The organism is Arthrobacter sp. 8AJ, assembly GCF_902506025.1.
Classification (GTDB): domain Bacteria; phylum Actinomycetota; class Actinomycetes; order Actinomycetales; family Micrococcaceae; genus Arthrobacter.
Genome location: NZ_LR733289.1, coordinates 3600038 through 3619485 on the forward strand (window position 1 = coordinate 3600038; position 19448 = coordinate 3619485).

Below are 19448 nucleotides of genomic sequence, written 5' to 3' on the forward strand. Positions count from 1 at the left end.
GCGGAAACACTCCTGCAACCTGTCCACGGCAAGCTGTGCTTACGGGGATTCAACAGCAGGAGGCAGCCATGGAGGCACCAGGAATACGCACCGCCCAGCTCCGCATCGGCGACCAGATCGAGGCATGGCACCGGGGCAGGCTTTTCCACAAGGGCCGGGTGACCGACGTCGTCCCGGCCCTGGAACTCTTCTGGATCCTGGACGCCCGGACCGGCGCGCGCAAACTGCTGGACCCGGAGGCCCTGGAGATCCGCCAGGTGGACCCTCCGGTCAAGCTGGAGGTTTCCGCCAAACCGCAGCCGCCGGCCAAGCCCCTCGCCACCGCCTAGCGCGGGAGCGTCAGGTGCGCTCCTGGTAGACGTCCGGGACGCCGTCGTGGTCGGAATCCACCTGCTCCAGCTCTTCAGCGAGCCGGTACTGGCGGTTGCGGGTGCGCAGGACAACCGTTGCCAGCAGCGCAGCAACCAGCGACGCGGCCAGGATTCCCACCTTTGCATGGTCGTCGTGGAGGCTGCCGTGGCCGAAGCTGAGCTCTGCCACCAGCAGGGAGACGGTGAATCCGATCCCTGCCAGCAACGCAACGCCGAACACGTCGATCCACTTGAAGGAGCTGTCCAGGCTTGCCCTGGTGGCTTTGGTCAGGACCCAGGTGGTGCCCATGATCCCGATCGGCTTGCCCAGGACCAGGCCCAGGATGATGCCCAGCGCCACGGGATCGGACAGGGCCGACCCCAGGCCCTCCCAGCCGCCAACGGCCACGCCTGCGGAAAAGAAGGCGAAGATGGGGACGGCCACGCCGGCGGAGATGGGCCGGAACCGGTGCTCGAAAATCTCTGCAAGCCCGGGGCCGGCTTCGGGGCCGCCGGAGGCCTGCGACCGGATCACGGGAACGGCGAAGCCCAGGAGTACGCCGGCCACGGTGGCGTGGATGCCCGACGCGTGCACCAGGGCCCAGGTCACGGCACCCAGCGGCAGCAGGATCAGCCAGGCAGCGGCTGCGTGGCGGCCGAAGAACCGGCGGTATTTCTGGGCCAGGAAAGCGTAGATGGCCAGCGGGATGAGCGCCAGGAGCAGCGGCACGGCCTGGATATCGCTGGAGTAGAAGAACGCGATGATGGTGATGGCAATGAGGTCATCCACCACGGCCAGGGTCAGCAGGAAGATCCGCAGGGCGCTGGGCAGGTGCGAGCCGATGATGGCCAGGACCGCGACGGCAAACGCAATGTCCGTTGCCGTGGGAATGGCCCAGCCGCGGAGCGTTTCCGGACTTGAAAGATTGACGACGGCGTAAATCACCGCCGGGACCGCCACGCCTCCCACGGCGGCCGCCACCGGCACAATCGATTTGCTCAGCTGCCGCAGGTCGCCGGCCACGAATTCGCGCTTGAGCTCCAGCCCCACCAGGAAGAAGAAGATGGCCAGCAGCCCGTCCGCTGCCCACGCCCCCAGGCTCAATTCAAGGTGCCACGGTGCGTAGCCCACCTTGAAGTCCCGGAGGGAGAAGTAGCTGTCCGACGCCGGGGAGTTGGCCCAGATGAGCGCGATGACCGCAGCAGCCACCAGGAGGGCGCCGCCCACCGTCTCCTTGCGGAGGATCTCACCGATCCGCAGCGCTTCGGCGTAGCTGCCGCGCGAAAAGACGGTGGAGCCAAAGAACGTGTTCCGGCGTGGGGTGGGCGGGGTGGAGTTCATGCGGGCGTCCTTAAATCCGGGTTCGACAAATCCATGCCGACCAGACTTCCCGGCGCACCTCCATCCATCCTACGGGGAACGGCACTAACCCGCGCGGCGCCCCCCGGTGTGGACCGGCCGGCCGTGCAGCTGGATGGCCCGCACGGCCCGGTCCAGGTAGGTGCGCGCCTCAGGGGAATTGGCAAGTTGTACCAGCTCCGCCGCCACCACCACGAGCTTGACGTTGCGGTGGCTGCTGGTGCTCACCAGCATCTGGAACGCGTCATCGGAGCCAAGCTTCAGCTGGCCCATGAGGATTCCCCGGGCCTGGTCGATCACCGTACGGGTGGCCGTGGCACCCGCTACTGCCTCCCGTGCTGTTTGTTCAGTTTCGCGCTGCAGCGTCCGGCTGAGGTCCACCATCACGCCTTCGAGCGCCACCACCGACCCGTCCGGGCCGAGGACTGCCTCTCCGGAGGTCAGCACGCGCCGGGTCCTGCCCTGGGCATCGACGAGCCGGTGGTACATGCAGAAGAACCCGCCGGTGGTGGAAACCTGCGCCACGATTTCCTCGCACCGCTCACGGTCATCCGGGTGTTTATGCGCGAAGAGCAGTTCCATGGTGGGCACCACCTCGCCGCGGTGGTAACCGTGCAGCCGGTACATCCCGTCCGACCAGTGGAAGGTCGGCCCCGCCGGTTCGATGTCCACCCTGAAGGTGCCGGCGTCACTTTCGCTGTCCCCGAGGGCACTCGAATACGTGTACAGGTCGCTGAGCTCCGTCACAGGTCCACCTCCCGCGGATACGCCAAACCCCCAGCGGGCCGGCTCTGTCCTCGCTCCTTCCAGTATGGTCGCCCGCGGCAACAGAAGGTAGTGCGGTAGGTCCTATGGAAGTCCCGGGGGAAATGCCCTATGGTGCTTGACCCAATATACCCCCAGGGGGTATATTGTGGGTGTTGTCAGTGAAGTGGTATGTCCCGGCCGGTGCCTGCACCGGACTTTCACAGCCGTTCAACCCCAGCACCCCTTGATTCCCTCAACGGATTGGAACTGACATGAACACCGGGAACCGTCCCCAGCTCCCCCTCGCCTCCTCCGGCTGCAGCTGCTGCGCCCCCGCCAGCGCTGCGCAGCCGTCCGGCACCCTGACTGCGCCTGCCACGCAGGTCTCCCCTGTCGGCGTCGTCAATGCCCACGCCGAATCCTCCACGCCACGGACTTACGCGGTGGCGGGCATGACCTGCGGGCACTGCGTCCGCTCCGTCGAAACCGCAGTTTCCGCCGTCCCGGGCGTCACCTCGGCCTCGGTGGACCTGGTGCCTGGCGGCAGCTCCCCGCTGGCCGTCATCGGATCGGCGCCCGACGCCGACGTGCGCGCCGCCATAGAGTCCGCCGGCTACGCCCTCGCCTGAGACAGCCAGCGTCCCGGAACGCCCCCACATTCCCCAGCCCCCGGACCAGGTCCGGCCAGCGCTTGCCTCCAAGGAGGACCAATGCAGGACCAGCAGCACACGCAGCATTCCACCGGCGGCCATGAGCACCACTCGCCGCCCAGCGGAACGCTAACGCAGCCGCCGGCGCACGGTGCCGGTCACGCCCAGCACGGCGCCCACAACGACGACGACCACACCGTCCATACCCACGGCCAGCACGCCGGACACAGCACCGCCATGTTCAAGAACAGGTTCTGGCTGACCCTGGCCCTCGCTGTTCCCGTGGTCTACTTCAGCCCCATGATGGGCCACCTCCTGGGCTACATGCCGCCGGAGTTCCCCGGCTCGGCCTGGATCCCGCCGGTCCTGGGCACCGTCATCTTCCTCTACGGCGGCCAGCCGTTCCTCAAGGGCGGCCTGCAGGAGCTGAAAGACCGCACGCCGGGAATGATGCTGCTGATCGCCATGGCCATCACCGTGGCGTTCGCCGCATCCTGGGTCACCAGCCTGGGGATCGGCGGCTTCGACCTGGACTTCTGGTGGGAGCTGGCACTGCTGGTTGCCATCATGCTGCTGGGCCACTGGATCGAGATGCGCGCGCTCGGGTCCGCGCAGGGCGCACTCGATGCCCTGGCCGCGCTGCTGCCCGACGAGGCCGAACGCATCACGGACAACGGCACCGAAACCGTTCCCGTGTCTGAACTCAGCCCCGGTGACCTGGTCCTGGTCCGGCCCGGCGCCCGCATGCCGGCCGACGGCAGCGTGGTGGAGGGGCAGGCCGAATTCGACGAGTCCATGATCACCGGCGAATCCAAAACCGTGGCCCGCGGCGCAGGGGACACGGTGGTGGCGGGAACGGTGGCCACGGACAGCAGCGTCCGGGTCCGGGTCACGGCCGTTGGGGACCAGACCGCCCTGGCCGGGATCCAGCGCCTGGTGGAGGAAGCACAGGCCTCCTCCTCACGCGCCCAGGCCCTGGCGGACCGCGCCGCGGCGTTCCTCTTCTACTTTGCCGCCGGCGCCGGTGTCCTGACCTTCATCGCGTGGACGCTGCTGGGCAGCGTTCCGGAGGCCGTCACCCGCACCGTCACTGTGCTGGTGATCGCCTGCCCGCACGCCCTTGGGCTGGCGATCCCGCTGGTGATCGCCATTTCCACGGAACAGGCCGCCCGCGCCGGGGTGCTGATCAAGAACCGGATGGCCCTGGAGCGCATGCGCACCATCGACGTGGTCCTGTTCGACAAGACCGGCACGCTGACCACCGGCGAGCCGGAACTGAAGGATGTTGCCGTAGCTGGCGGAGCGGATGCCGACGCCGTGCTCGCACTTGCTGCCGCGGTGGAGTCCGACAGCGAGCACCCTGTCGCCCGGGCCATCGTGCGGGCCGCGAAGGCACGCAACCTGGCACTGCCCGAAGCCACCGGCTTCACCTCGCTGACCGGCCGCGGTGTGCGGGCCAGCGTGGACGGCCGAACGGTGCACGTGGGCGGGCCGGCGCTCCTGCGCGAGCTCGGCGTCGTCGAACCTGACTCTTTGGCCGCCAGTACGCGCACGTGGATGGACCGCGGCGCCGCCGTGCTGCACGTGGTGGACGACGGCAGCATCCTGGGTGCGGTGAGCATGGAGGATGCGGTGCGGCCGGAGTCGCGGCAGGCCGTCTCGGCCCTGCAGCGCCGCGGCATCAAGGTAGCCATGGTCACCGGGGACGCCCACCAGGTGGCGCAGGCCGTGGCCGCGGACCTGGACATCGACGAGGTGTTCGCCGAGGTCCTGCCCGCCGACAAGGACAAGAAGGTGGCCGAGCTGCAGTCCCGCGGGCTGAAGGTGGCCATGGTGGGCGACGGCGTCAACGACTCCCCGGCCCTGGCCCGGGCCGAGGTGGGCATCGCCATCGGCGCCGGAACCGACGTCGCGGTGGAATCCGCCGGCGTGGTGCTGGCCGGAAACGATCCCCGTGCCGTGCTGTCCATGGTGGACCTGTCCCGCGCCAGCTACCGGAAGATGTGGCAGAACCTGGTGTGGGCCACCGGCTACAACGTCCTGTCCGTGCCACTGGCCGCCGGCGTGCTGGCCTTCGCCGGGGTGGTCCTCTCCCCCGCGGCGGGCGCGGTGCTGATGTCCGCGTCCACCGTGGTGGTGGCGCTGAACGCCCAGCTGCTCCGGCGCATGAAACTGAACCCGTCCGAGGTACGTTGAGCCCTGCAGACCGATTGGAAGGAGGGACCGCCATGACCACCCGCGCCGTGGCGTCCCTCTTCCGCCGTGCCTGGCTGTTCGCCGCCGTCCTGGCCGTCATCGCAGGGCTGCTGGGCATGCACGTGCTGACGTCCGGGCACGCCTCGCACGGGGCCGCTTCCCACGGCAGCATGTCCGGGCATTCTGCCGGGCACAGCGCCGTCGCGCATTCTGATCCTGGAAGCCATGCCGGCCACGCGCTGCCGGCAGCCGGCACAGACGAACCTCAGCTTGCCTCGGCGGCCTGCGGTGATTCCTGCCCGGGTGCGCAGGAATCGGGGGCGCCCTGCATCCCGTCGGCGCCCAGCGGCCCTGTCACCCTTTCCCCGCCGCAGGCAACCCTTGCCGTCCTGCCGCTGCTTCCGGCAGCCAGCCGGCCCGGTGCTGCTTACGACTACCTGCCGCCCAGCCCCACGCCCTGCGACCTGTCCATCAGCCGGACGTAAACCGGACTGCGCCTCCCATCACGGCCCAGTTCCACTACATCCCTGAAGGACAACCATGAAGACCACTTTCAAGACCCTTTCCATTGCTGCTGCCCTGGCCGCTTCTCTCGGCCTGGCCGGGTGCGCCGCCAACGCCGGTTCCGGCAGCAGCACGCCCATGGACCACGGCAGCCATGGCGCGATGTCCAGCAGCATGCCCGGCGCCAGCAGCATGCCCAGCGCCGGCGCCGACCATAACCAGGCGGACATCATGTTTGCCCAGATGATGATCCCCCACCACTCGCAGGCGGTGGACATGAGCGACATCATCCTGGCCAAGTCGGATGTGCCGGCGGAGGTGACCGCGCTTGCCACCAAGATCAAGGGGGCGCAGGCACCGGAGATCGAGCAGATGACCGGCTGGCTGTCGGGCTGGGGCGCGCCCACCGCCATGAGTGACCATTCCGGCCACGGCATGTCCGGGATGGTGGACGACGCCGGCATCGACAAGCTCAAGTCCGCCACCGGGACCGAGGCCGCGAAGCTGTTCCTGGAGCAGATGATCGGCCACCACGAGGGCGCCATCGACATGGCACAGCAGGAGATCGGCGCCGGCAAGTCTCCCGAAGCGGTGAAGCTGGGCCACGACATCGTGGATGCCCAGCAGGCGGAGATCACGCAGATGAAGCAGCTGCTGGCCACGCTGTAGCCGCACGTCCGCGTTCTAGCGGATATACACGGCGCGACGGCGGTCCCCGGCTTCGGGAGGCTGCCGCCGCGCCGTTGCGTGTTAAGTTGAAAGGCACGGGCCTGAGCGGGTCCGGCACCAGCTGGGAAAAGAGAACATCTCCTTGGACACTTCCGCGCCAGTACGAATCCTGACTGTCTGTACCGGGAACATCTGCCGGTCACCCGTGGCCGAGAGGCTGCTGCAGGCGGGGCTGGACCAGGTGGTGCCGGGTGGTTTCCAGGTGGCCAGTGCCGGGACCCGGGCTCTGGTGGGCGAGCCCATGCAGCCCATTTCGGCGGACATTGTGCGGACCTTTGGCGGCGACCCTGAAGGGTTCGCAGCGCGGCAGCTCACACCGAAGATCCTGCGCGGCGTGGACCTGGTGCTCACCATGACCTCAGGGCACCGCGGAGAAGTCCTCCAGCTGGATGCCTCCCTGCTCAAGCGGACGTTCACCATCCGCGAGTTCGCCCGGATGCTCGACGTCCTCGACCAGCGGGCGGCCGGTGCGGACACCCAGCGGGCGGCCGGTGCGGACAGCCAGCCCGCCGCCGTCGTATCCTCCCGGGACCCGTCTTCCGGGGACGCCGGGTCCGGCACGCACGGGTCCGACGCCGAGGGTGGGCTCGCTGCCAACGCGGCCCTGTGGCGGGGGCTGGCTGCGCGGGCCGCCGGGGTACGTCACCTCTCGCTCCCGGCGGACGCATCGGATAACGACATCGTGGACCCGTACCGCCGTGCACCGGAGGTCTACCGGGAGATGGAAGACCAGCTGGCCCCCGCGATCGTCTCCATCCTGCGGCACGCGCGCCTCAACTTCCCGGCCGGCGGGCAATAATCCCTGCGGCGGAAGAGCATCAACGCAGCATCACGGCGGCCGGGCAGGGCCATTTCCCAGGTGACAGTTTGGATACTCCTGTAGCCAATTGGGGCCTGCGGGACGGACACTGATCCCACCAGTCACAATGAGGTGGAGGCGGCATGAGCATCCCAGGCGGTTCTGATCCATCCGGGCCCGGCGCCGGAAACCCCGGGCCCCGGCAACCGGGCCCAGCCGGTTCCCACCGTCCTGCCTGGATCGTTACCCTGGGCCGGCGCCGCTGGATCGCAGCCCTGCTGGCGCTGGTGCTGGTGGTGGCCGCCGGCATCGCGGTCTTCAGCCTGAACCGGGCCGGCCAGGAAGCGCAGCCTGCAGCCACCCAGACCCAGTCGCCCAGCCCGACTCCCACACCTACGCCGACTCCCACGCCGTCCGAAACTCCCCCGCCGGCCCCTGCTCCACCGCCGCCGCCTGCACCCATCCCTGACCTGCCCGCGGCCCCGATGAACATCCTGGTCATCGGCAGCGACACCCGCGATGTCCCGGCACGCGAGGCCGCAGCGCATACGGCAGCCACCGGTGAGCCCCAGGACCAGCGGGCGGACACGCTCATGGTGGTCCACGTCCCTGCCGACCGGCGGAGCCTCTACCTCATCTCCATCAACCGCGACAACTGGGTGGACATCCCCGGGTTCGGCAGCGCCAAGATCAACGCCGCGCTGCAATACGGCGGCATTGACATGCAGACGGCAACGGTCCAGCAGCTGCTGGGAATCACCATCGACCACACCCTCATGCTCGATTTCGGCGGGTTCAAGATCCTGGTGGACGGCCTGGGCGGGATCGACGTCAATGTCCCGATTCCCTTCCAGTCCACCATCGACACCGAGCATGTCTTCAGCGCCGGTGTGAACCACCTCGATGGCCAGGCTGCGCTGGAGTTCTCCCGCGAGCGCCATGCCTTCACCGACGGCGACCTCCAGCGTGTCCGTGACCAGCAGATCATGCTCCGCGCGATCCTGGGCCGCCTCACGGCGGGCGGCGCCCTCAATGACGTGAACGCGGTGCGGTCGCTGGTTGATTTCGCTTCCTGCTGCCTCACGGTGGACAGGGGCTTCGATCCCCTTCAGGCCGCAATGCTGGCGTACAGCCTGCGGAACCTCGATGTGAACGCCATCGGCACCATGACCCTTCCCACGTTGGGCTCCGGCTTCGTGGCCGGGCAGTCCGTGCTGTTCCCGGACTACGGAGGCATCGCCGCGGTGGGCGCGGCCTTGCGGGAGGGCCGGATCGCCGACTTCGCGAAGCCCTAGCCCGGGTGGGGCGCTGCGGCCGCCTGCTGTTCAGCCGCGCCTCACCCCGGGTTCACCCGACCGCCAGAATTTGTGTGCCGGCCCGGGAAAGCCTGAGGACATGACTGAGTCTTCCCAGGCAGGGGTTTCCCGCCGCACCATCGTCAAGAGTTCCGTCCTCGCCGCCGCGCTGGCCTCCGTTCCCGCAGCCAACGCAACGGCCGCCACCCAGACTCCCGCCGGCGTCGCGCTGGTCCGCAACCGGCTCACCCTGCCCAGCGGCATCGCCACCGGCGACGTCACCTCCGATTCCGCCGTCCTCTGGTCCCGTGCCTCGGGCGCCGGGCGGATGACGGCGGTCCTGCGGGCAGTGGACGACGCCGGCCAGGTCCTGCGCGGGCGCGGCGCCTTTGAGCGGGTCCTCCGCGGGCCCCGCGCCACCCAGGCGTCCGACTTCACCGCCAAGATCCATGCCAGGAACCTGCCGTCCAACACCCGGTTCGCGCTGGAAATCAGCTTCGAGGACGACGGCGGCGCGGCCGGCGAGGCGGTCAGCGGCAGCTTCCGCACGGCACCGGACGCCGGGACGGTCAACGGCAAGGGCCGCACCGGCGGGACGAGCAACGGGGGCGAGGTCCCGGCGTCGTCCGCGCAAAGCTTTGTGTGGACCGGTGACACGGCCGGCCAGGGATGGGGCATCAACGAGGAGATCGGCGGCATGCGCGGCTACCGTGCCATGCACCAGACCCGCCCGGACTTCTTCATCCACTCCGGCGACACCATCTACGCCGACGGCCCCATCGCCGAAACCGTGGTGGAAAAGGATGGGCAGGTGTGGCGGAACCTGGTGACGGAAGAGGTGTCCAAGGTTGCCGAGACGCTCACCGAGTTCCGCGGCCGGCACCGCTACAACTCCATGGACGCCAACATGCGCGCCCTGTTCGCGGACGTGCCGGTGATTGCGCAGTGGGATGACCACGAGACGCACAACAACTGGTACCCCGGCCAGATCCTGGACGACTCCCGCTACACCGTGCGGGACGTCAACACCCTCGCCGCCCGCGGCCGGCAGGCCTGGCAGGAAAACATGCCCATCGCCGACAGTTCGGCCCTTTGGCGTCCGGGAACATTCGACGACGCCGGCACCTACCAGCCGGCCCGCATCTACCGGAAGATCTCCCGCGGTCCCCAGCTGGACATCTTCTGCCTGGACATGCGCACCTACAAGTCCCCCAACACCGACGGCAAGGAACCCTACGCCACCGCCATCCTGGGCCAGGAGCAGGTGGACTGGCTGGTCAGCGAGGTCTCCAAGTCCAAGGCCATCTGGAAGGTGATCGCCAACGACCTCCCGCTGGGAGTGGTGGTCCCGGACGGCCCGGTGAACCAGGAGAGCCTGTCCAACCGCGACGCCGGAGCCCCGCTGGGCCGTGAGCTGGAAATCGCCGGGGTGCTGAGTGCCTTCAAGCGCAACGGCGTGAAGAACACGGTGTGGCTTACCGCGGACGTGCACTACTGCGCCGCCCACCACTACTCGCCCGAGCGGGCCGCCTTCACCGACTTCGACCCGTTCTGGGAGTTCGTGGCCGGTCCCATCGCGGCAGGTTCCTTTGGCCCCAACTCCATGGACGCCACGTTTGGCCCCGAGGTGGTGTTCTCCAAAACCGGGCGCTTTGCCGGCGAGTCCCCGCGCGACGGCGAGAACCAGTTCTTCGGGCACGTCCAGCTCGGTGAGGACAACAGCTTCACCGTGAGCCTCCGCAACGCCAACGGCGGCACGGTGTTCTCCAAGGTCCTGACGCCCGAGCGGTAACGCCGGTTCCATCCCGTTCTGTTGCGATGGCGACGGCGGCGCGCGCACCCACGGTGCCCTGCCGCCGTCGTCCGTTATTTTCCGCCGCCCCCGGGTACGCCGTTGGTAGTGTTCCTGAATTCGGCACGGCATGAGGCACGGTTTTGCACGGCGAGGATGGGGTGGTTTTGTGAACGGTGGATCTTCGAACGACGACGGCCTGACGGAGGCGGTCCAGGAGGCCGGGGCGGTGGAGCTGCTGCTGATCCGGCATGGCGAGAGCGAAGGCAACGTTGCGGCCACCGAGGCGCGTGAGGCCGGCGTGGAGGTCATCCAGGTTCCCGCCCGGGACGCGGACGTGGACCTGTCCGGAACGGGAAGGGACCAGGCCGAGGCGCTGGGCACCGCGCTGGGACGAATTGCCGGGGAGTTCCGCCCGGACGCAGTGGTTTCCTCCCCCTATGCGCGTGCCCGGCAGACGGCCGAGATTGCGGTGGAAACCGCCGGCTGGCCGTTGGAGGTGCGCATCGACGAGCGGCTCCGCGACCGCGAGCTCGGCATCCTGGACCGGCTCACCCGGCTGGGCGTCGAGAACCGCTACCCCGAGGAATCCGAGCGCCGGGAATGGCTGGGCAAGCTGTACTACCGGCCGCCGGGAGGGGAATCCTGGGCCGACGTAGCGCTGCGGCTGCGGTCGGTGCTGGCGGAACTGAACAACCTGGGCACCGGCCACCGGGTGATGCTGGTGTGCCACGACGCCGTGATCATGCTGTTCCGGTATGTCCTCGAAGGACTCAGCGAAAAGGAACTGCTGGACCTCGCGGCCACGGAAGCCATCCTTAACGCCTCGATCACCCGGTTCGTCCGGCCCTCAGGGGTGGGCCCGTGGACGCTGGAAAGCTTCAACGTGGCCGACCACCTGGCGGAGCAGGGCGTCACTGTCACCGAGCACGCGGGAGACACCAGTGTCCGGCCGCGGTGACTCCTCCGGCGCCACACTGGTAGCGCCGTCACTCCTGCGCGAATGGCCGCTGCCGGCGCCGGGCGCGGACAAGTACTCTCGCGGGTCCGTGCTGGTGGTGGGCGGCGCCCGGGCCACTCCCGGTGCTGCGCTGCTGGCCGGGGTTTCGGCCCTGCGCGCGGGGGCCGGGAAGCTCACACTGGCGGTGGCGGAATCGGTGGCCGTGCAGCTGGGGGTTGCCTTGCCGGAGTGCGGCGCCATTGGCCTGCCGGAAACTCCGGGGGGATCCGTCAAGCCGGAGCTGGCGCCGATAGCCTCCTACCTGGACCGGGCGGACGCCGTGCTGGTGGGGCCGGGGCTGGATGATCCGGACCTGGCCCGCGGACTGCTCGAGGCGCTGCTGGAACGCGAGGCAGGCCGTGACGGAGCCTCCGATCCGGACGGCACGGAACGGCCCGCCGTCGTCCTCGATGCCTACGCACTGGGCGCCCTGGTGCAGCTCGAGGATCAGCTGGACCCCTGGCGCGGCCGGCTGATCCTCACCCCGAACCCCACCGAAGCCAGCATCCTGCTGGGACGGGACGTGGCGGACCTCGAAAAGGACCTCGCCGAGATCTCCGCCCGGTACGGCGCCGTGGTCAGCTGCCAGGGACTGATCGCCCGGCCGCCCGGCCCGGACCCGGACGAACCCGAACTCTGGAAGATCACCACAGGCTACGGCGGCCTGGGGACCTCCGGCAGCGGCGACGTCCTGGCAGGGGCGATTGCCGGGCTCCGGGCCCGCGGAACCACCGGCGCCCAGGCGGCCTGCTGGGGTACCCACCTGCACGCGGCGGCAGCGGACCGGCTGGCCAGCAGGCTGGGGCCGCTGGGATTCCTGGCCCGCGAACTCGCCGATGAACTGCCCGCCCTGATGCTGGAGCTCAGCGTCTGACGCAAGTCCCCGGACGCGTGGATGGCCCCCGGCCGAAGCCGGGGGCCACCGTGGCGGGAGGTTAAGGCCTACGCTGCCGGTGCGCTGTCTGGCGCTGTGGCGTGCACAGAATGGCGATTCGCCCCAAAAAGGCAGTCAACAGATGTGCCCGCCTCCCGGTCCTGTGTGGAACTAAGCGGCGATTTCCTGCTTTGCCCCCTTCGTTTCGATCTCGATCTTGCGCGGCTTGGCCTTTTCGGCGACCGGGATGCGCAGCGTCAGGACACCTGCGTCGTAGCTGGCCTTGACATGTTCGGTGTCCAGGGTGTCGCCAAGGATCAGCTGGCGGCTGAAGACGCCGCGCGGCCGTTCAGAGGCGACCAGCTCGATGTCCTTGCCCGCCGGGTCCGGGCGTTCGGCCCGCACCGTCAGGACATTCCGTTCAACATCCAGGTCCACCGAGTCCACCGAAACACCGGGCAAATCGAAGGCCACGACGAATTCCTGGTCCTCGCGCCATGCATCCATCGGCATCGCCGCCGGGCGTGCAGCCGTGCCGAGGACCTGCTGGGCCAGCCTGTCCAGCTCGCGGAACGGATCGGTTCGCATCAACATGGCTTCCCTCCTCGTAAGAGATGGTCCAACACAGTTTCCGTATCAGCCGATCTGTAGTGGCTGATATAGATTTTTTAGCACTGGAGGAGTAAGTCTGCAAGAGTTTGCGGCAGCGGATTCTGGTGGTTTTCCGGCCCTTGCCCAGGCACGGAAAAGGGGCCTTCCACCTGCGCATACGCAGCCGGCGGAAGCCCCCTTCCAAGGTTTGCGGTCAGTCCCTGGTGGGGTCCGGACGGAGCGGAGCGGGGCCCGGGTCCGGGACGGGCAGCGGCCCCGGTGACGGTGGTGCGGGGAACGGGTTCTCACCGCCGTCGTCTCCCTCCTCGGGGTCCCGCTGAACTACCTCGTCCCGGCCGAAGCCTTCGAAATCGTCCTGAACATCGCCTCCGTCGGCATCATCATGACCTGGGCCACCATCGTGCTGTGCCAAATCCAGCTCAAACGCTGGGCCGACAAAGGCTGGGTCGAACGCCCCTCCTTCCGCATGTTCGGTGCCCCCTACACCGGCTACCTCTCCCTCCTCTTCCTCGTCGGCGTCCTCATCATGGTCTTCATCGACTCACCCCTGACCATGCTCGTCACCGCCATCGCCTCCATCCTCATGGTCCTCGGCTGGTACGCCTGCCGCCACCGCATCCGCCAAATCGCCGAAACCCGCGAAGGCTTCACCGGCAAAGCACCCGTGATCGCCAACCGGACGCCCATTTCCTGACTACAACGCCTGCAACCCTCCGAGCTGAAGAAAGACCATGACACCAGAGCCGCAGCCCACCCTGACCACCTCCCGTCCCCAGCCCGCCGCCGTCGTCCACCACCAGGACCGTGTGGCGCCCGCCCTCAAATCCGCCGGCCACGTCATCGTCGATTCGCTGGTGGCCCACGGCGTGGAACGCACCTACGTGGTTCCCGGCGAGAGCTTCCTCGACGTGCTGGACGGCCTGCACCAGTCCAGCATCGAAACCATCGTCTGCCGGCATGAGGGCGGCGCTGCGTACATGGCGGAGGCGGACGGCAAGATGCAGCAGCGCCCGGGCGTCGCGATGGTCACCCGGGGGCCGGGCGCCGCAAATGCGCATGTGGGCCTGCACACCGCCTGGCAGGACTCCACCCCCATGCTGCTCTTCGTGGGCCTGATCCCGTTTGCCCACCGGGACCGGGAAGCGTTCCAGGAATTCGACATCAAGTCCTGGTTCGATACCGGCGCCAAGCGCGTCATGGTCCTGGACCATCCGGAGCGGGCCTCCGAAATCGTGGCCGAGGCCATGTTTGCGGCGATGAGCGGACGGCCCGGACCCGTGGTTGTCGGCTTGCCGGAGGACGTGATCCGGCAGCAGGTCAGCCCGGTTCTCCACCCTGCGATACCCGTAGCCGCAGGGGGCCTGAGCGGTACGGACTCCGCGGCGCTGAAGGCGGCCCTGGCCGAGTCCAACAAGCCGCTCTTCGTCACCGGCGGCAACGACTGGACGCAGGAGGCAGCCGGGCAGCTCACCGCCTGGCTGGAGCGGCACCACATCCCGGCCGCCGCCGAATGGCGCACGCAGGGCACGGTGTCCTTCGATTCGCCATCCTACGTGGGGCCCATCGGGTACGGCCGGCCGCGCCCCACGTATGACCTCCTGGAGGAGACCGACCTCCTGGTGTTCGTGGGCACGGTGCCGGGAGATGTGATCACTGACGGATTCGTGTGCCGCCAGGACTGGAGCAAGAAGAACTTCCTGGTGACGGCGGACCCGTCGCTGCGGGGGCGGTCCGGACCCGTGTCACGGCAGATCCTGGCCAAACCGGACGCGTTCGTCCGCGACCTGGCGGGCATTGACCTGCCGGTCAAGGAGGAGTGGAAGGCCTGGACCGCCAGGATGCGGGGAGAACAGGAAAGCTTCGCGGCGCTCCCTTCTGCGGTGCCGGCTCCGGGCAAGGCGAGGATGGACACCCTGATGGCCAACCTGGTGCCCCGTCTTCCCGGGGACGCGATGGTGACGTTCGGGGCCGGGGAACACACCAACTGGGCCCACCGGTATTTCCCCACCCGCCGGTACGCGTCCATGATCAGCGCCCGCAACGGCTCCATGGGGTACTCAGTACCGTCCGCGATCGCCGCTTCCCTGGCTGAGCCCGGGCGGCGGGTGGTGACCATCGCGGGGGACGGCGAGTTCCTCATGAACGGGCAGGAACTCGCCACCGCCGCCCAGTACGGTGCAACGCCCCTGGTGGTGGTCATGGACAACCAGGAGTACGGCACCATCCGCACGCACCAGGAACGGCACTACCCGCAGCGTGTGTCCGGAACGCAGTTGAAGAACCCGGATTTTGCGCTGATGGCCAGGGCTTTCGGCGGCTTCGGCATCACCGTCACGGAGGACCGCGGCGTGCCGGCCGCCCTGGATGCCGCGCTGGCGGCCATCGACGATGACGGGGTGTTTGCCCTCATCCACCTCATCGTGGAGCAGCGCGTCAAGGCGTACTGAGGCAACGTGCCGCTGCTGCGGCAGGCTTCATCCGGTGACGCGGACGACGGCGGGACCTCCCGCCGTCGTCCGTTTGGGTTTAATTGCCGGTCGGCGGAATAGAACGGCAACTGCTGTAGTTGAAGCTTCAAGTAAGGGCATTTCAACGAAGGACTGCAGTGAATTTCCTATCCCGCCTCTTTGGAAAGAAGAACATCATGACTGACATCACCATCATTGGCACCGGCAACATGGCCCGCGGACTTGCAGCCCGCGCCGTCGACGGAGGCAACAGCGTCCAGATCCTGGCCCACGGGGACAAGGCCAAGGCCGACGCCCTGGCCGCGGAATTCACAGGCCAGGTGAGCACCGGCGTGCTGGGCGACGCCATCACCGGTTCCATCGTCATCCCGGCTGTGTACTTCGACGCCGCCAAGGACATCGTGGCCCGCTACGGCGACAGCCTCGACGGCAAGGTCTACGTGGACATCACCAACCCGGTGGACTTCTCCACCTTTGAAGGCCTCTCCGTTCCCGCCGGCAGCTCCGCCGCGGAAGAACTGCAGAAGACCACCGGAGCCAAAGTGGTCAAGGCGTTCAACACCACCTTCGCCGCCGCATTGGGTGCGGGCAAGGTGGCCGGCCAGCCGCTGGACGTCCTGGTTGCCGGCGACGATGACGACGCTGTCGCCGCCGTGGCCGCCTTCGCTTCTGCCGCCGGCCTGACCCCCATCATGGTGGGACCGCTCCGCCGCGCACGGCAGCTGGAACAGACCGGTTTCCTGAACATCCTGCTCTCAGCCAATGAGCAGCTGCCGCAGTTCCAGTGGAACTCTGCCCTGAGGTTCGTTCCCGCGGCGTAGCCGGGAAGGTATGCAGCTGGAAGACAAAGGGAAGGCCGGCACGAATGTGCCGGCCTTCCCTTTGTCGCTTTCCCCAGGCTACAGCCGGTCCGTCCGGTCCTCGCCGCCCTTGTGGCCGGCCCCGCGGAGGTTCTCCTGGACCTTTCCGAACAGGTCCTTGATGGTGGATTCCGCGTTGGAAATGACGTCCACCGGCACGTAAACCTCATGGGTCACGGGCAGATCGTATTCGTCCTTCAGGTGGGTGCCGTTTCCCACTCCCGCCAGGGACAGGTAGACCATGGCTTCCGTCCGTGCGATGCCTGCGAGCTTCCCGAAGACGACGGTGAACTCGTTCGGCTGGAAGCTGATTGTCTGCCCAATATGGCTGCGGCCCAGTTCACCGGCGTGAACGACCTTCTCCGACTGGCTTCCGGTGTAGTCCATGAACTTCTCCTTCGATCGCCAACACGTACGCTGGCAGTCTAACGCCGCCCTCAACGCCGTCACAGGCCCGGAGAGCTTCCCGACAGTTCCACGCAACCCTGCACTTCCCGACGCCGCCGACCTGCGAAAGCGGCCAAGCGGACTGATATCCCAGGTCGCCGCCGACGGCCAGGACCCGCACGACCTGAAGGCTCCCGCACCCTCGATCACCCCCACTGCCGCGGCGGCCGGTGACGCGGCAACCGGCAACCAGTCACGACGCATTTGATGCCCGGATCATCACGATCCGGGCATCAAATTGCTGCCAGTGCATGCGGCATCGTTGACGTGGGCAACGGCTACCGCGAAGGTGGTGCCATGAGGTCTCAGAAAATTTCCCAGGGGTTTGCCATGACGACGGCGATAGCAGCGTCAGCACTGCTGCTCACCGCATGTGGTCCAAGCCAGCCGCAGTCCCAGACGACCACGTCGCCCGCCACCGGGCAGGCCAGCCAGTCCCCCACGGGAACGGCGTCCACGCCGCCTCCGGCATCGTCGGCGCCCGCCAGCTCCACCCCGGCCTCCCCCGCCCCCGGCACCACGGCGGCAGGGGAACCCGGCCTGTGCAAGGCGGCAGGGCTCACCGCCGCCACCGATGCATCCGGCGGCGGCGCGGCAGGCAGTGTCTACATGAAGCTCAACCTCACCAACAAGGGTTCCGACCCCTGCATCCTCCGGGGATACGCCGGCGTCTCCCTGGTGGCGGACGCCGCCGGGGCCCCCATCGGCGCACCGGCCACGCGGGACGATTCGGCCGGCGTCGTGGACGTCCTCCTGGCTCCCGGCCAGACCGGCACCGCCGTCCTCCGCTACACGCAGGCCCGAAACTACCAGGGCTGCATGGTCGTGGACGCCGCCGGTTACCGGATCTACCCGCCGGAGGACACCGACTCACTGTTCATCCCGAAGCCCACCACGGCCTGCAGCAACGCCGAAATCACCCTGCTCAGCATCGGGGCATTCCAGCCCGCCTGACCGCTTTGCCCCGCAGGAAGGCCCCGTGACACAAAGGCGGCCCGGCTATCAAGCCGGGCCGCCTTTGCGTCCGGTTGGGCCGGCGTCGGCAGTGCCCAGGAGCAGGGGGACGATGTCGTGCTTAAACCCCAATATCATAAGTACACTTAGCAAATACGCCGCGGATAGCAGGGGTGCATAAAGGACCCATCACGAAGCTTATGAGGGTTGTGGACCGAAGGCAGGTTGGACTGGCATGACGTCGATTTGGCTGGACCGCAGGGCTCCCTTTGCCTCTGATCCGTTCGAACCGGATTCGAGGTACGACACCGTGGTGGCGGGTGCAGGGCTCACCGGGCTGGTCACCGCCCTGCTGCTGGCCAGGTCCGGGCAAAGCGTGCTGGTACTGGAGGCCCGCTCCCCGGGCGCCGTGACCACCGGCAACACCACCGCCAAGGTAAGCCTGCTGCAGGGCACGTTCCTGTCCCAGCTCGCCCGCCAGTATTCGCAGAAACAGGTGCAGGCGTACGTGGACGGGAACAGGGAGGGCCAGGCGTGGCTGCTGCGCTACCTGACGGAACAAAACGTGCCCTTCCAGCGCCGCACTGCCTACACCTACGCTGCGTCAGCCCAGGGCACCGAGAAGCTGCGGGAAGAGATGAGCGCCGCCGGCACCGCGGGACTGGACGTGGACTACGTGCGCGACGCCGGCCTGCCGTTTCCCGTCCACGGCGCCGTCCGCCTGCGTGACCAGGCACAGATCAACCCGATGGATGTCCTCGACGCGCTGGTGGCGGACATCCGGAGCCGGGGCGGGCGCATTGTCAGCGGCGTGCGGCTTCGCGACGTCACCGGGGACGCGCCCTCCGCCGTCCGGACCGACCGGGGCAGTGTCAGGGCGGACAAGGTAGTGCTCGCCACCGGTATCCCGGTCCTGGACCGCGGCCTCTATTTCGCCAAGCTGAAGCCAGACCGTTCGTACGCGGCAGCGCTGGAACTGCAGGAGGACCAGGCGCCGCCGCCGGGCATGTACATTTCCGTCGAACAGCCCACCCATTCGCTCCGCGACTACGAGGTGGGCGGGAAGAACCTGCTGCTCGTGGGCGGGCACGGCCATCACGTGGGCAGGACGGACTCCGAGAAGGCGCACCTCGCCGGGCTGCTGGACTGGGCGGGAAAGCATTACCCCGGCGCTGCCACCACCCACACGTGGTCCGCGCAGGACTACATGCCCACCAACCTCATGCCGTTTTTCGGCAAGCTCCCCCGGGGCAAGGGCCAGATCTACTTCGGCACCGGCTACAACAAGTGGGGAATGACCAACGCCGTCGCCGCAGCGCTGGGCATATCGGCTGACATCCTTGGCGGCCAGGTGCCGTGGGCTGACACCATCCACCACCGCGTCACGTCATCGGCCGGCGCGTTCTCCGCCGTCGCGCTGAACGCCGGTGTGGCAGCCAGGCTGGCCTCTGACTGGGGGAAGGTGGCCGCCGAGGGCCGCAGGCTCGATGGCTTGAAGCGGGGCAAGGACCGGGCTTCCTGGCCCGCTCCCGGGGAGCCGGCCACTGCCCCGGCCGAAGGCCAGGGCAAGGTCTACCGCGACGGCAATCGGCCGGTGGCAGTGTCCACCGTTGGTGGAAGCACCTGCAGGTTGTCCGGGGTCTGCACCCACTTGGGCGGCATCCTGCACTGGAACGACAATGAACAGGCGTGGGACTGCCCCCTCCACGGCTCGCGCTTCACGAACGAGGGCACGCTTCTTGAGGGCCCTGCCACCAAGGACCTGCCGCAGGCTGGGACGGCGTGAGCAGGGCTGCGTTACGCGGGACATC

General features: G+C 68.2%; 19 protein-coding genes and 1 pseudogene. 16 read left to right on the top strand and 4 right to left on the bottom strand.

The features are described from left to right. Nucleotides 1-68 precede the first annotated feature (68 nt). Nucleotides 69-329, top strand: coding sequence for a hypothetical protein (locus BACI349Y_RS16665; RefSeq protein ID WP_159633300.1), 261 nt, complete (start codon nucleotides 69-71; stop codon nucleotides 327-329). A 10-nt stretch (nucleotides 330-339) separates the two neighbouring features. Here BACI349Y_RS16665 and nhaA read toward each other — a convergent pair whose 3' ends face one another. Both nhaA and BACI349Y_RS16675 read right to left on the bottom strand, forming a co-directional pair. Next, nucleotides 340-1692, bottom strand: coding sequence for a Na+/H+ antiporter NhaA (nhaA, locus tag BACI349Y_RS16670; protein WP_159633303.1), 1353 nt, complete (start codon nucleotides 1690-1692; stop codon nucleotides 340-342). Between the two features lie 84 nt (nucleotides 1693-1776). Continuing rightward, a complete protein-coding gene (locus BACI349Y_RS16675) occupies nucleotides 1777-2457 on the bottom strand; it encodes a PAS and ANTAR domain-containing protein (RefSeq protein WP_159633305.1) in 681 nt (226 codons plus the stop codon). Nucleotides 2458-2729: 272 nt separating this feature from the next. Between BACI349Y_RS16675 and BACI349Y_RS16680 the strand changes: the two genes are divergently transcribed. From BACI349Y_RS16680 to BACI349Y_RS16720, 9 genes are all read left to right on the top strand, one after another. Then, complete coding sequence (locus BACI349Y_RS16680) at nucleotides 2730-3086, top strand: heavy-metal-associated domain-containing protein (protein WP_159633307.1); 357 nt, start codon at nucleotides 2730-2732, stop codon at nucleotides 3084-3086. Between the two features lie 81 nt (nucleotides 3087-3167). Continuing rightward, complete coding sequence (locus BACI349Y_RS16685) at nucleotides 3168-5303, top strand: heavy metal translocating P-type ATPase (RefSeq protein WP_159633309.1); 2136 nt, start codon at nucleotides 3168-3170, stop codon at nucleotides 5301-5303. Nucleotides 5304-5335: 32 nt separating this feature from the next. Then, nucleotides 5336-5788 carry a hypothetical protein gene (locus BACI349Y_RS16690; protein ID WP_159633311.1) on the top strand — a complete coding sequence of 151 codons (453 nt, stop codon included), beginning with the start codon at nucleotides 5336-5338 and terminating at the stop codon, nucleotides 5786-5788. Between the two features lie 55 nt (nucleotides 5789-5843). After that, a complete protein-coding gene (locus BACI349Y_RS16695) occupies nucleotides 5844-6476 on the top strand; it encodes a DUF305 domain-containing protein (RefSeq protein WP_159633313.1) in 633 nt (210 codons plus the stop codon). A 142-nt stretch (nucleotides 6477-6618) separates the two neighbouring features. Beyond that, on the top strand, nucleotides 6619-7335 hold the full coding sequence (locus tag BACI349Y_RS16700) for an arsenate reductase/protein-tyrosine-phosphatase family protein (RefSeq protein ID WP_159633315.1): 717 nt from the start codon (nucleotides 6619-6621) through the stop codon (nucleotides 7333-7335). A gap of 143 nt (nucleotides 7336-7478) precedes the next feature. Continuing rightward, entirely contained in the window at nucleotides 7479-8630 is a 1152-nt protein-coding gene (locus BACI349Y_RS16705) for an LCP family protein (RefSeq protein ID WP_159633317.1), read from the top strand. A gap of 100 nt (nucleotides 8631-8730) precedes the next feature. Then, nucleotides 8731-10422: an alkaline phosphatase D family protein gene (locus tag BACI349Y_RS16710; protein ID WP_159633319.1), complete on the top strand. Its 1692-nt coding sequence runs from the start codon at nucleotides 8731-8733 to the stop codon at nucleotides 10420-10422. A 169-nt stretch (nucleotides 10423-10591) separates the two neighbouring features. After that, entirely contained in the window at nucleotides 10592-11383 is a 792-nt protein-coding gene (locus tag BACI349Y_RS16715) for a histidine phosphatase family protein (RefSeq protein ID WP_364396592.1), read from the top strand. Continuing rightward, the gene (locus BACI349Y_RS16720; RefSeq protein ID WP_159633325.1) at nucleotides 11367-12296 is read left to right on the top strand and encodes an NAD(P)H-hydrate dehydratase; all 930 of its coding nucleotides are present in this window, start codon (nucleotides 11367-11369) and stop codon (nucleotides 12294-12296) included. The genes BACI349Y_RS16715 and BACI349Y_RS16720 overlap by 17 nt, the downstream gene beginning before the upstream one ends. Before the next feature lie 171 nt (nucleotides 12297-12467). On the opposite strand, the gene BACI349Y_RS16725 is transcribed toward BACI349Y_RS16720, so the two are convergent. Next, entirely contained in the window at nucleotides 12468-12890 is a 423-nt protein-coding gene (locus BACI349Y_RS16725; protein WP_159633328.1) for an Hsp20/alpha crystallin family protein, read from the bottom strand. A 304-nt stretch (nucleotides 12891-13194) separates the two neighbouring features. On the opposite strand from BACI349Y_RS16725, the pseudogene BACI349Y_RS16730 reads away from it, so the two are divergent. The 3 genes and pseudogenes from BACI349Y_RS16730 to BACI349Y_RS16740 all read left to right on the top strand — a co-directional run. Next, a pseudogene (locus BACI349Y_RS16730) lies at nucleotides 13195-13602 on the top strand (amino acid permease); the annotation flags it as partial. Nucleotides 13603-13639: 37 nt separating this feature from the next. Beyond that, nucleotides 13640-15355 carry a thiamine pyrophosphate-dependent enzyme gene (locus BACI349Y_RS16735; protein ID WP_159633331.1) on the top strand — a complete coding sequence of 572 codons (1716 nt, stop codon included), beginning with the start codon at nucleotides 13640-13642 and terminating at the stop codon, nucleotides 15353-15355. A 197-nt stretch (nucleotides 15356-15552) separates the two neighbouring features. Beyond that, a complete protein-coding gene (locus BACI349Y_RS16740; RefSeq protein WP_159633334.1) occupies nucleotides 15553-16197 on the top strand; it encodes an NADPH-dependent F420 reductase in 645 nt (214 codons plus the stop codon). A 78-nt stretch (nucleotides 16198-16275) separates the two neighbouring features. On the opposite strand, the gene BACI349Y_RS16745 is transcribed toward BACI349Y_RS16740, so the two are convergent. After that, nucleotides 16276-16623: a hypothetical protein gene (locus BACI349Y_RS16745; protein WP_159633338.1), complete on the bottom strand. Its 348-nt coding sequence runs from the start codon at nucleotides 16621-16623 to the stop codon at nucleotides 16276-16278. Between BACI349Y_RS16745 and BACI349Y_RS20360 the strand changes: the two genes are divergently transcribed. The 3 genes from BACI349Y_RS20360 (at nucleotide 16622) to BACI349Y_RS16760 (ending at nucleotide 19423) form a co-directional block, all read left to right on the top strand. Next, nucleotides 16622-16891: a hypothetical protein gene (locus BACI349Y_RS20360; RefSeq protein ID WP_236560884.1), complete on the top strand. Its 270-nt coding sequence runs from the start codon at nucleotides 16622-16624 to the stop codon at nucleotides 16889-16891. The genes BACI349Y_RS16745 and BACI349Y_RS20360 overlap by 2 nt on opposite strands. An 89-nt stretch (nucleotides 16892-16980) precedes the next feature. Next, complete coding sequence (locus BACI349Y_RS16755) at nucleotides 16981-17637, top strand: DUF4232 domain-containing protein (RefSeq protein ID WP_201302466.1); 657 nt, start codon at nucleotides 16981-16983, stop codon at nucleotides 17635-17637. Nucleotides 17638-17872: 235 nt separating this feature from the next. Beyond that, entirely contained in the window at nucleotides 17873-19423 is a 1551-nt protein-coding gene (locus BACI349Y_RS16760; protein WP_159633341.1) for an FAD-dependent oxidoreductase, read from the top strand. The last annotated feature ends 25 nt before the right edge of the window (nucleotides 19424-19448 follow it).

Coding starts and splice junctions, on each gene's coding strand:
- BACI349Y_RS16665 (WP_159633300.1), top strand. CDS start 69: ATGGAGGCACCAGGAATACGCACCGCCCAGCTCCGCATCGGCGACCAG.
- nhaA (WP_159633303.1), bottom strand. CDS start 1,692: ATGAACTCCACCCCGCCCACCCCACGCCGGAACACGTTCTTTGGCTCC.
- BACI349Y_RS16680 (WP_159633307.1), top strand. CDS start 2,730: ATGAACACCGGGAACCGTCCCCAGCTCCCCCTCGCCTCCTCCGGCTGC.
- BACI349Y_RS16685 (WP_159633309.1), top strand. CDS start 3,168: ATGCAGGACCAGCAGCACACGCAGCATTCCACCGGCGGCCATGAGCAC.
- BACI349Y_RS16690 (WP_159633311.1), top strand. CDS start 5,336: ATGACCACCCGCGCCGTGGCGTCCCTCTTCCGCCGTGCCTGGCTGTTC.
- BACI349Y_RS16695 (WP_159633313.1), top strand. CDS start 5,844: ATGAAGACCACTTTCAAGACCCTTTCCATTGCTGCTGCCCTGGCCGCT.
- BACI349Y_RS16705 (WP_159633317.1), top strand. CDS start 7,479: ATGAGCATCCCAGGCGGTTCTGATCCATCCGGGCCCGGCGCCGGAAAC.
- BACI349Y_RS16710 (WP_159633319.1), top strand. CDS start 8,731: ATGACTGAGTCTTCCCAGGCAGGGGTTTCCCGCCGCACCATCGTCAAG.
- BACI349Y_RS16725 (WP_159633328.1), bottom strand. CDS start 12,890: ATGTTGATGCGAACCGATCCGTTCCGCGAGCTGGACAGGCTGGCCCAG.
- BACI349Y_RS16735 (WP_159633331.1), top strand. CDS start 13,640: ATGACACCAGAGCCGCAGCCCACCCTGACCACCTCCCGTCCCCAGCCC.
- BACI349Y_RS16740 (WP_159633334.1), top strand. CDS start 15,553: ATGACTGACATCACCATCATTGGCACCGGCAACATGGCCCGCGGACTT.
- BACI349Y_RS20360 (WP_236560884.1), top strand. CDS start 16,622: ATGAACTTCTCCTTCGATCGCCAACACGTACGCTGGCAGTCTAACGCC.
- BACI349Y_RS16745 (WP_159633338.1), bottom strand. CDS start 16,623: ATGGACTACACCGGAAGCCAGTCGGAGAAGGTCGTTCACGCCGGTGAA.
- BACI349Y_RS16755 (WP_201302466.1), top strand. CDS start 16,981: ATGAGGTCTCAGAAAATTTCCCAGGGGTTTGCCATGACGACGGCGATA.
- BACI349Y_RS16760 (WP_159633341.1), top strand. CDS start 17,873: ATGACGTCGATTTGGCTGGACCGCAGGGCTCCCTTTGCCTCTGATCCG.